This is a genomic window from Mannheimia bovis (assembly GCF_014541205.1).
Taxonomy (GTDB): Bacteria; Pseudomonadota; Gammaproteobacteria; order Enterobacterales; family Pasteurellaceae; genus Mannheimia; species Mannheimia bovis.
On sequence record NZ_CP061280.1, the window covers coordinates 1,283,837 to 1,295,749 of the forward strand.

Consider the following 11,913-nt stretch of genomic DNA (forward strand, 5'->3'; position numbering starts at 1 on the left):
GTATTCATTTTTTTAGTTATACAATACATTTATTATTTTTCCTTAAAATGAGAAACCAACACCGGCACCAACAGCAAAACTACTATTTTGTGACACAGAGGTGTTCAGCTTGTAAGACATTCTACCGTTATCACTTACGCCGTTTAAACCTACAGCAACTGAAGTTGTACCAAGGGTATGGCCTGTAGCGACAGAAAGCTTATGTTGCCCCGGTAAAGATGCTTGTGGCAAGCTTGCCATTGCGACAGCATTTGACACTGAACCCTTCACATTTTTTACCTCTTTTTCTACATTACTGATTCTGTTATTTACCACACCAATTTCACGATCAAGCTGTGCTTTATTTACGGCATCAGTTGGTGCAACACCTTCAGAAACCCCTGTTAAGCGACGGGTTTCTCCGGATTTATTACTCAAATTAACTTCATTGCCAGCTAAGTCTTTCGCAACGCTTACTACACCTGATTCTTGGTTATATTTTACAAGACCGATTTTACCTTCATCTACAGCTTTGGCTACCGCATATAATTGGCTACCATTCACTGCATCAGTACTGGTTTCAGAAACTAAACCTGCAGCAACATTTTGAACACGACGCTCTTTACCTTTTGCCCCAACAGTGACTACACCGGTAGGTTTAGAAGCTGCAAATTTATATACCTCACCTAAAAGATCAGAATGTTCGTATTGTGTTGTGCCGGCAGTTTCAGCTGTGCGTTCTACGGTTGCGGCAGATTCATTACCTAAATTTACGGAGTTTTCAGCCGTTTGGGTAATATTTGAACCAACAGCGACTGCATTTTTATGCACAACGATATTATCTGCACCAATACTTACTGCACCATCGCCGGATACAATAGAATTTGAACCAATACCCACGGCTTTTTCACCGGAAACACCGGTATTATCGCCAATAGCAATAGCAGATACCCCGTTGGCAATGGCATTTTCGCCTAAAGCTAGGGCTTTTTCTTTTAAGGCTTGTGCACCTTTGCCGATAGCAATAGCACTGTCTGCGGTTGCTTTTGCATTTGCACCAAGTGCGATAGCATTATTACCCGTTGCTAGTGAATCTGCCCCGGTTGCTATTGCATTTTCACCGGAAGCAAAGGCATTATTGCCCTCTGCAATCGCATTTTTACCTTTAGAGCCAAGCGGAGAGCTAGACAGTTGGTTATCTAAACCTAACAACTCATTACGCTTTTCGGTGAGAGCCTGTGTAATTTCTGCCAGTTTTGCTTTTGCCTCATCCAGCTTAGCCGTTAAATCGTTTTTGATATTTTCCGCAGATTGCTCTTCACCGGTTAAAGCCAATGCATCAATTTGGTTTTGCAAATCAGCAATTTCCGTTTCCTTGGTTTTAATGGTTTCTTTTTGGGCTTTGATTTCATCTGCCTTGGCGTCAACTGCCTTACGGATTTCTTTTAAGGCTAAACTCTCGTTGTTGTATGGTAACAAGGTGGCTTGGGCTTCACGCTCGTATTGTTTATATAATTCAATAGCTTTAACGATTTCGCCTTTGAAATCGATATTCCATTTTGTCGGCTTGAATTGGTGTATATAGTATTTTTCACCACTTGTATAGACTTGCTTAATATAGTTACGTAGTTCAATCACTTTGGCTGCCGTTGAATTACGTTCATCTTCAGATAAGGTGGAACTTTCCAACGAACGTAAGCTAGTGGCAAGTTCTTCCATTTTGTCCATAAACGGTTGCACTGTACTGTCCATATAGGCACGGAATTCATCCTTATCAAAAATCCAAGCGTCGTTGTTATTGTAATCAATCAGGTTTTTATATTGATTGAAACTGGAGACTATCGATTCAAGATATTCTAATTGCTTTATACTTAAACTCGTGCTGGTATTACTTACGCTTTGTACCACATTAAGTAAATCATCAGAGTGAACAAATTCTCTTCCTGTCAGTTGTCTGCTAACAGGGGCAATAATGAAGTTTAGACCTAAATCACGGCGATCAGATGTACCAGGAGTATATGTATATCTATGATAATTATAGATATCGCCTTTATAATTTTGTGCTGTTTTATATAAAGCTCCATTAGTATTTGCGTATAAGTTATTTAATACCTTGTTTTTTATAGAATAGCTTATACGACTATATAGGTCTTTATGTTGATATCCTTTGGCTAATCTAAAAGCATCATTTTCATTTATCCACTTCCAGTATGCCTGGTTATATTCCTCCTCTTCTTTGGAACCAATTGCTGTACCTTCAGGATATGTAGGGGCTGGAACAGGATATTTTTCTTCTACTTCTAATGGTGTAGAAAAAAGAATAAAGTCAGCGAGCTGGTCAGCTGTATATGGATTGGAATCTTTGATATAAAGACCAGTTCTAAGGCTAGTCATTACATTATCCTGCATAGAATACGATGAATATACTGAGAGATAATTTAAAAGAAGATGAAAATTGTTTTGTCCTTGGCGAGTTGTTATTATGTCAAACTCATTGCTAATTTTTTGGTTGAAAATAGGTTGTAAGAATGTAATATTCCCCTGAGCATTACGGTATCCTTCAATAAGTTCTTGGTATTGAGTATCACTGATATTTAACTTACCAAAATCTTTCTCAACACCGTTTTTCAAATCTGCAGTTAAGTCTGCGATCCCCGTTGAGGTATTTAATTTATCCCAATCTAAGGCATTGATGATATTTAGGAAATTACGATAGTTTTCTTTAGTACCCCCGGGAATGAACGCATTGCTGCCGAAACTGCTTTCCATTTCGTTTAAACGAATGGTTTCAGAATCTAATTCCCCTTGTTTGGTGGTTTTCTGATTAGTTAGTTCTGCTTGTTGTGCCAATTTCTCACGTACACGTTCTAAAATAGCCTCATACTGTGCAATTTGGTTATTTAACGTATCTTGCAATTGTTGATTAACCGTGCCTTGTTTTTCTTGATCGGCAATTTGTGTGCGTAAATCTTCAATTTTATTAAGTAAATCACGGAAGTTTTCTAACTCAGCTTGGAATTGTTCAGGGGTGATATTACCACCGGTTGCAACGGCGTTATTACCCACGGCTTGAGAGCCGGTGCCGGAAGCGAAGCTGTTTTTGCCCACCGCAATGTTATTGGCACCCGCTGTGTTACCTAAAGGAAGGGACTCCGCATAAGATACCGGAGTAATTCCGATCAAAGCGGCAAGCAACGCAACCGCAGGAATGTTTTTTTGTGACAATGATTGGTGCACAAACTGATTTGTTTTTTTCATATTATCAAAATTTGGCATAGTAAAATTTCCTAATTAACAATTTTATCTTTCACTTTTTTAGAAAAAAGAGACCCGTAGATATGATAAAACTTAAATTGAATGAATAAAATAGGAAAAGGTTAAAGTTGTGTCAAGATTGTAAGTTAGCGAAATTTTACTGTGGATAAATATCCACAGTAAAATTTCAGTATGGTAAAAATATGGTCTTATTTAGTTAGAGTCAGGATTTCTCAGCGTCTTTATACACTGCTAATGCCGCAGCCACTGCATCGCCTGAAGGCACTTTCACTTTATGACTTAATAATACTGCTTCTAACGCACCTAAGGTTAAAAGTACGTTACGTTTTTGGCTTGAGAAGCCCATATTGCCGATACGGATAATTTTGCCGTCTAATGGACCGAATGAAGTAGCTAATTCAATACCGAAATGGTTTAAAATATCGCTACGTAATGCCGGACCGGTAATGCCTTCCGGAATATGGAATGCGGTTACTACCGGAGCTTTGTGTTTGCGATCACCAAAGATTTTTAAACCCATTGCTTCTAAGCCGGCACATAATGCTTTGTCATTTAAAATATGACGAGCAAAACGGTTCTCTAAACCTTCTTGTAAAATAATACGCAGGGCTTCGTGAATACCGTATTGAGCACTGGTCGCTTCTGTGTGGTGGTTTAAACGGCGTGGGCTCCAATAATCTTGTAACTGGGCTAAGTCTAAGTAGTTACTTGGAATTTGCGGTAAAGTACCATCCACATCAGAATCGGCACGAATGCCTTTTTCAACACGTTTACGTTTTGCAATAATCTCTTCAATACGTTTGTTATAAGTGATTAATGCTGTGCCTGATGGAGCAGAAATACATTTTTGCGTACCGCCGATACAAGCATCAATATTCCATTCATCCACACGAATATCTACACCGCCAAGGGTTGCCACAGTATCCACAATTAACATAGCATCATATTGCTTACAGATTTTACCAATCTCTTCTAACGGCTGCATCATTGAGGTTGAAGTTTCACCGTGAATGATCGCAACGGCTTTATAACCGCCTTTTTTCAATTCTGCTTCAATTTCTTCAGGCTCGAAAACTGTACCCCATTCTCTTTCGATAATAGTGATGTCTGCACCACTACGAGATAAAATTTCATTTAATAAATAACCGAAACGACCAAATGCAGGAATTAACACTTTGTCGCCCGGGCAAATTGCCGCAGTTAAAATGGTTTCTAAACCACCACGCGAGGTTGAGTTGACAACATAGGTTTGCTCATTTTTAGTTTGGAAAAGGCGACGTTCCATTTCCATTGTTTCGTTCATCAATGAGGTAAACTCAGGGTCGAATTGTCCTAAAATCGGGGCAGACATTGCGCGCAACACGCGAGGGTCTGCATCTGTTGGACCAGGGCACATTAATAAACGTGGGGATGGGTTAATTTCTCTAAACTGCATAATAGTTCCTATTTGTTATATGAATTAAAAAAACTTATGAATTCTACAATAAAAATTTGTGATTACCCAATGTTTTTTGGGATGCTGTATAACTTTCTGCGCAAATGATTTATATATTGGTTGAAGTTTATTCGCTTTTATTGTGGGGTGATAACCAGAAATAATGTTTATATTCTCGGCTAAATTGGCTTGGGCTTTCGTAGCTGACTTGTAAGTGGTTTCTGAAATTGCTTTGCCTTGTTTAATCAATCTTTGTGCTTTCGTGATTTTTGGTCTTTTGGATTACATCTAAAGTAAATGTTTGTAGAATTAGGCAAGGAGTTTAGAAAAATCGTATAACAGTTCGGCAAATTGAGCACTATAATTTGTACCATTCTAACAGAAACAAATTTAGCATAATAGAGCATAAAAAATGAGTGTGTTTGATAAAAATGATTTAACCAACCAATTTAAACAAGCGGTAAAAAGTCTCCAATCCGAATTGAATACCTTGCAAGAGTGGCTTTATCAGCAAATTCCAGCCATAGCCTTACTTGATGTTCAGCTTGAACAAGCTGACTTGCAAGCGGTGCGTTTGCGAGCAAATTTTACTAAAAATCGTAATCACCACAATACGATGTTTGGCGGCAGTATAGCGTTGATAGCTACCGCTTGTGGCTGGATATCTGCGTTTGTGCAATCCAATTATAATGTTCATATTGTTATCAAAAAGAGCGAAATTGATTATATCTTACCGGTAACCAGTGATTTAGTTGCACTTTGCCAACCTGTTTCTGTTGAAGAAATCAAAAAATGTCAAAAAATGCTACAACGTTTTGGCAAAGGTGTGCTCAACATTGAATGCCTATTATTAAGCAATAATCAGTTATCAGCACATTGGAGAGGCGAGTTTGTTATCTATTCTGAAAAGGATTAAATCTCAACCTATAAAAGCGGTATTTTTATAGTTTTTTATATAGAAAGCCCTGAATATTCAGGGCTTTCTATGAAAGAATTTTAAGTGTTTAAGCTAGCAATCTTTCGACCAAAGCGGTGTAAATATTCACGCCGGTTAAGAGTTGCTCTTCATCAAAATCAAATTCGGCTTGATGATGCTCGGCAGTTCTATCTGCTCCGATGATAAAATAAATCGCTTTACCGCCGTTTTCTTGCACTCGGCGACCGAGAATAGTGGCATCTTCGCTAGCGTTGAAGGAATATTCCTTATCGCTACTATGCACCTGTGGTTGAGCAATCGCAATCTCTTTGATAAGAGAAACCAGCTCAGCATCGTTGTTCATATCCACTGCTTCGCCCATAATTTCGGTTTCATATTCCACATCAAAGCTGATAGCAATTCCCTTGGCAATTTGCATCACTTGATCCACCATATATTGATTGATCTCTTTATTTTCTCCCCGTACTTCAAGTTTAATTTCCGCATCAGACGGGATCACATTTCGCCCGGAACCGGCTTTAAAAACACCGACATTAATGCGTGTCATACCGCTGCCGTGGCGGGAAATTCCATGCAGTTGGGTAACTGCGTGAGCCGCAGCAAGTAAGGCATTATGCCCTAAATGGGGAGCCGCCCCTGCGTGTGCTGGTTTACCTTTATAGCGAATATCAATTTTGGTAGTGGAAAGGAAATTTTTCGGATCGGCTAATACCGTGCCGGAATTGGCACAAAAGCTGATATGCGAACCGGCAAAGTAATTGGCATCATCAATGACACCGCTTGCGGCAATCGCGGCTGCACCACGCACGCCCTCTTCGGCAGGTTGGAAGACGATTTTCACTTTGCCTTTGAGTTTATCTTTGTTTGCCATTAACCAATGGGCAACCCCTAAGCCGATGGTAATATGCCCATCGTGACCGCAGGCGTGCATTTCTCCTTCGTTTACGGAGGCAAACCCAAGTTGATTGGCTCGATGTTCAGGGGATTTGGTTTCGCTGACATCGACACAATCAATATCAAAACGCAGTGCAACAGTTTTGCCTGGTTTACCGGAATCAAACACCGCCACACAGCCTGTGTAGCCATCCATTTTATCTAACCATTTTGGATTCGCCCCATAATTAATGGCTCGCTGAATTCCTTTTTCGACAATGGTTTTATTGCGACCACGCACAAAATCTGGGTGGATGATCTCTTTACCTAATAAAATTTGAAAGCCGATTGCCTCTAAATAATCGGCAATTTTGCTGGTTGTCCAAAATTCACTCCAGCCTGTTTCCGGAAATTGATGAAATTCACGGCGTAATTGAATCAGTTGTTCTAATGAAAGGCTCATACTGTTCTCCTGATAAAAAAGCCCTTTACGCTGGGTAAAGGGCTGTGGGGTTATAGCATAAATAAGGCTAGGAATAGGGTAGCGAGGATCATTCCCGGTGCGGTGCGTTTAATCATTTCAACCGGGTTCACACCAGCAATACCGGCACACACAATAACCACACCTGCAATTGGCGAAGCGGTTCGACCAATCGCCCCTGCAATGGCTGCTGCCATACCTAAATTGACGTGGGTGTAGCCTAATTCTGTTGCGTGTGGCGTTACTGCGGTGTTAAAGGCAATCGCCGCAGCATCACCCGAGCCGGTCACTACACCCATTAGGAATGGACCGATAGTTGAGCCCCAACGCACAAATTCGTTTGAGTGTTTTAAGAATTCGATAGCAGAATCAATTGCCCCTGTTGCTTTTAAGCCAGCTACGAAAACGCCAGCGGCAATAATAATCCCTAATACATTCGCATAGGCATTACCCATACCGTTAAAGAATTCGTTGGTAATCTTAGCCGGAGAAGTGCGGGTGACAATTAAGCCGTAAATCGCACCGATTAACATCGCTTGAGGCACGCCCATTTTGGTCCAATTCAACCAAGAGATTTGTTGTAAAGAAGTACCACCAATCACTAAAATCACAAGTGGTACTAATGGTGCAATGGCAAATAACAGGTTCGTTTTGGTTTCAGTTGTATGGGTATGAGTGGATTCAGCTAAATAAGCATCACGATGCTCTTTGCCGTAATCTTTTAAGATTAACGCAATAATCGTCAGTGTAACTGCACCAATTGCCCCTGCAATCATCGTATAAGGTGCGTGAGAAAGGTTCACTTCGGTAATGGTTAAGCCTGACATTTCACTAATCATTGCTGAGTGAGAAGATCCCGGGCTCATCATTGAACCAAATGTGCCGGCAAGAATGGCTGCACCGGCGGTAGCAGGGCGAACACCTGAAGATTTTAGTACCGGAATTAAGGTTGCCCCTACTGCCGCTGCACAACCGGCAGCTGATGGAATCGCAATATTAATAAAGAAAGTGATGATGGTGGCAAAAGGAATTAAGAAGAATTTTAAGCCGGCTAACGGTTTGGTCAATAACTGAACCAAGTGAGAGTCACACTCTGTGTATTTCATCACATAAGCAAAACCCATACTTGAACAGATTGCCATAATCAAGCCGCCTGAAGTCATACTTTTCGCAAAAGCATCAAGGGCTGCCATTGGTTGTAGGGTTAAAATTGCCATACCTAAACCGATCGCAATGAGCACGGTACGGGTCTCGTGTTTTTTGATGAGTAAATAGATAGTTGCAATAATCCCAACTATTGCAATAACAAGATTGAATGATTGCATAAATATCTCCTTAGTAAGTAAAAACTGAATTCGGTTCAAAGGTTTTCAACTGCATATCTCGGCTAAATTGTAATGCAGAATTTTCGCCTAAAACGACCGCTTGTGAACCCTCGATTTGCAACGCCGTGCCTTCAGGCAAGCCATAAACTAACGCATTTGGGTTCATAATCAGAAATTCGGCTAATCGTTCTTCTCGGCTTTCACCATTGTGACCTTGAATTTTGCCGGAAATAAAGTGTGGATTAATTTGATGAGGGAATAGGTTTAACGCTTGCAAAGATGGTGGATAAGTAATCGGCATATCGTTTGTGGTCATAATTGAGCTACCGGCAACATTTGCCCCTGCACTCCAACCGAAATACGGTGTTCCGTTTTCCACTTTTTGGCGAATGCACTCCAGCACATTGTTTTCATACATCTGTTTGAGCAAACAAAATGTATTACCACCGCCTACGGCGATCACATTCGCTTGTTCAATAATATCGGTATGTTTATTGCCACGATGAACAGAGATAATTTCAAGGTCTAAATCTGCTAATACTGTTTTTACGGTGCTTTCGTATTCGTCATAGCTGCGTCTAACCCCTGCATAGGGCAGAAATGCCACTTTTTTGCCTTGATAATCGGCTAAAAAGGTTTTCAGCCAAGGAATACAATGCACTAAATACTCGGTGTTTTTATATTTAGAACCACTCATTAATAACATTTTTTTCATCGCCATCTCCTTTTATTGCATTTTAATTATATGAATAAATTTTGATACAGATAAATATTTTTATACCTGAGTTTGGGTATAATTATAACGAGTTTTTTGTAAAAAGAGGTGATTTATGTCAATTAATATGCAAAGAATCCAACAAATTTTTACTGGTTTAGCCAGTTTCACATCAGTAGAAAATGAAATTACCCGCTTAGCATTTACCCAAGAAGATATTTCCGCCCGTGATTATGTTATTGAGCTTTGCAAAAAGTATGATTTAACGGTGAAAATTGACCCTATCGGCAATGTATTTATTCGCCGTAAAGGTGTGGAGGACAATCTACCTGCTGTGGCTTTTGGTTCGCATATTGATACGGTAGTAAATGCCGGCAAATTTGACGGTACTTTAGGCACTATTGCAGGGCTGGAAACACTTTTTCAACTTTGTGAACAGAATATCCAAACCCGTTATCCGCTCGAATTGATTATTTTTACCTGTGAAGAATCCAGCCGTTTTAATTACGCTACGCTTGGCAGTAAAGTGATGTGTGGGATAGCGGATCAAGAGGCACTAAGTAAACTCAAAGATAAACAAGGCTTAGGTGTAGAGCAAGCTTTAAAGGATATCGGCTTAGATTTTAATAAAGTTAACCAAGCTAAACGCAGCGGCTCAGAGTTTAAATGCTTTCTAGAATTGCATATTGAACAAGGTCCAAGATTGGAAAATGAACAGAAAACCATTGGGATTGTCACCGGCATTGCAGCCCCGATTCGGGCGATTGTCAAAATCAAAGGGCAAGCGGATCATTCAGGTGCAACGGCAATGCACTACCGCCACGATGCTTTACTGGGTGCCGCCGAACTCGCCTTGGAATTAGAACAAGCCGCAATTCAAGCAGGTCATTCAACCGTAGCGACTGCCGGTAGTCTAACCGCCAAGCCGGGGGTGATGAATGTAGTGCCGGGCTATGCTGAATTATTGGTGGATATTCGTGGCATTCATACAGAAGCCAGAGAATCGGTATTTATCGCTTTGCAAAATAAAATCAAAGAGGTGGAACAAAAACGGGGCTTAGAGATTGAATTACAGCTTATCTCAAAAGATCAACCTATCGTATTACCGACAGAAATGGTGGAATATTTAACCCAAGTGACCGAAAGTTTAGGCTACAGCTATGAAATTATGCCAAGTGGGGCAGGGCACGATGCAATGCATATGGCAACCCTTTGCCCAACCGGAATGTTATTTGTGCCGTCACATTTAGGCATCAGCCACAACCCGCTTGAGTTTACCGAATGGAAAGATATTGAAGCCGGCATTCGAGTATTACAACAAGCCGTGCTTACGCAAGCGGAAATTGTCTAACCCTTATTTTACAAGCGGTCAGTTTTTGCAGTTTTTTTGCAAATTCTGACCGCTTGTCTATTAAAGATCAAAAGACTGAATTAAATTCACGTGTAAACGCACATCTACATTACCACGCACTGCGTTTGAATATGGGCAAACTTCGTGGGCTTTTTGGATTAATGTTTTAGCATCGGCTTCGTTTAAGCCAGCAACGGTAATCGTAATATCTAAATCCAACGAAAATGCACCGTCTTTTTGACCAATTCCCACCGCAACGCTGGTGCTTGATTTGGTTGGTTTAATACCCAACGCAGGGGCAACGTGGTTCATTGCACTGTCAAAGCAAGCTGCATAGCCCATTGCGAAAAGTTGTTCCGGATTTGTACCGACTTTGCCACTCTCATTTTGAAAGCCGACTAAATCAAAACCGATTGAACCATCATCCACTTGGGTTCTGCCGTCACGCCCGCCGGTTGCGGTTGCACTAGTGTGATAAAAAATTTTCATTGTAAACTCCTATTTGTTATTGTTTGAAATCAAGCTGTTTGCTTATATGGCGACATTATATTGAACAAACGAAAAAAGCAGTATAAAATTTCTCTAATTTTATTGCCTATTTCTCTAAATTTATGTTTGAGCCACAACTTATCCAAAATATCATACAAATAGCCCCGAAAAACGAAATATGGCACACGCCAATCACTGGCTTATTCGTTCACTGTTGTGATATGCCGACCATACAGCAAGCACATATTCAAGAACCGAGTATCTGCCTAGTGCTACAACAGCAACGCCAAATCTGTCTTGGTGAACAGTGTTATATATTTGGTGATGGACAATTTATGTTCTGTCCGGTGAATTTGCCTTTAACTATCGAAATCCCCGATGCCACACAGACACAACCCTATCTCGGCATTTCAATGAAAATTGATTTAACCTTACTCGGCAAAGTATTGGCACAAGTGCCAAAAGATATTGCACAAAAATCTAATTCCTATTCTGCTTTTGAGCAATGGCAACTTACTCAAGAATTAAGCAACGCATTCAGCCGATTACTCGAATTATTAACTAAACCGCAGGATATTGATTTTCTTGCTCCGCTAATTCAGAAAGAAATTTACTACCGCTTATTACAAAGCTTGCAAGGCGAAAAATTAAAAAACCTGTTGGAGCAAGGTTCACACACGCACATCGTGGCACAAGCTAGTCTTTGGATTGAACAAAATCTTAATCAAGCGTTTAGCGTAGAAAGCCTTGCACACCAAAGCGGAATGTCGGTTTCAGGCTTTCACAGCCATTTCAAGAAGATCACTGGAATGTCGCCCCTGCAATATCAAAAAAGATTACGGCTTACTACCGCTCAACGTCTAATCAAACTTGGCAAAGACAATATTGCCACGATTGCTTACCAAGTCGGCTACGAAAGCCCCAGCCAATTCAGCCGAGAATACAGTCGCCATTTTGGACATTCGCCACGGGGGGATTTGGAGGGAAGGGGGTAAAGCGGTAAATTTCTTGGGGAATTTTGCAAAAATCCAATGTGAAATATCGCTTTGTGA

At 40.5% G+C, this 11,913-nt stretch carries 9 protein-coding genes; 3 read left to right on the plus strand and 6 right to left on the minus strand.

What is annotated here, in order from left to right:
- Positions 1–42 precede the first annotated feature (42 nt).
- Together ICJ55_RS06470 and ICJ55_RS06475 are read right to left on the minus strand one after the other, a co-directional pair.
- Positions 43–3,255 (minus strand): YadA-like family protein, encoded by a 3,213-nt coding sequence (locus ICJ55_RS06470; RefSeq protein ID WP_244141760.1) that lies wholly within the window; start codon positions 3,253–3,255, stop codon positions 43–45.
- A 202-nt stretch (positions 3,256–3,457) separates the two neighbouring features.
- Entirely contained in the window at positions 3,458–4,690 is a 1,233-nt protein-coding gene (locus tag ICJ55_RS06475) for a pyridoxal-phosphate-dependent aminotransferase family protein (protein WP_188156063.1), read from the minus strand.
- A 412-nt stretch (positions 4,691–5,102) separates the two neighbouring features.
- On the opposite strand from ICJ55_RS06475, the gene ICJ55_RS06480 reads away from it, so the two are divergent.
- Complete coding sequence (locus tag ICJ55_RS06480; RefSeq protein ID WP_188156064.1) at positions 5,103–5,606, plus strand: YiiD C-terminal domain-containing protein; 504 nt, start codon at positions 5,103–5,105, stop codon at positions 5,604–5,606.
- Between the two features lie 88 nt (positions 5,607–5,694).
- Here the strand turns inward: ICJ55_RS06480 and ICJ55_RS06485 are convergent, their stop codons facing one another.
- From ICJ55_RS06485 to pepE, 3 genes are read right to left on the minus strand one after another with little or no spacing between them, the layout of a single operon-like run.
- Positions 5,695–6,963, minus strand: coding sequence for a M20 family metallo-hydrolase (locus ICJ55_RS06485; protein ID WP_188156065.1), 1,269 nt, complete (start codon positions 6,961–6,963; stop codon positions 5,695–5,697).
- A gap of 50 nt (positions 6,964–7,013) precedes the next feature.
- The gene (gene dcuC / locus ICJ55_RS06490; protein WP_188156066.1) at positions 7,014–8,306 is read right to left on the minus strand and encodes a C4-dicarboxylate transporter DcuC; all 1,293 of its coding nucleotides are present in this window, start codon (positions 8,304–8,306) and stop codon (positions 7,014–7,016) included.
- 10 nt (positions 8,307–8,316) lie between these two features.
- Positions 8,317–9,021, minus strand: a complete 705-nt coding sequence (gene pepE, locus ICJ55_RS06495) for a dipeptidase PepE (protein WP_188156067.1) — start codon at positions 9,019–9,021, stop codon at positions 8,317–8,319.
- Positions 9,022–9,136: 115 nt separating this feature from the next.
- Between pepE and ICJ55_RS06500 the strand changes: the two genes are divergently transcribed.
- On the plus strand, positions 9,137–10,372 hold the full coding sequence (locus tag ICJ55_RS06500; protein ID WP_188156068.1) for a Zn-dependent hydrolase: 1,236 nt from the start codon (positions 9,137–9,139) through the stop codon (positions 10,370–10,372).
- 60 nt (positions 10,373–10,432) lie between these two features.
- Here the strand turns inward: ICJ55_RS06500 and ICJ55_RS06505 are convergent, their stop codons facing one another.
- Positions 10,433–10,861: an organic hydroperoxide resistance protein gene (locus ICJ55_RS06505; protein ID WP_188156069.1), complete on the minus strand. Its 429-nt coding sequence runs from the start codon at positions 10,859–10,861 to the stop codon at positions 10,433–10,435.
- Between the two features lie 122 nt (positions 10,862–10,983).
- Between ICJ55_RS06505 and ICJ55_RS06510 the strand changes: the two genes are divergently transcribed.
- On the plus strand, positions 10,984–11,856 hold the full coding sequence (locus ICJ55_RS06510; RefSeq protein ID WP_188156070.1) for an AraC family transcriptional regulator: 873 nt from the start codon (positions 10,984–10,986) through the stop codon (positions 11,854–11,856).
- Positions 11,857–11,913 lie beyond the last annotated feature (57 nt).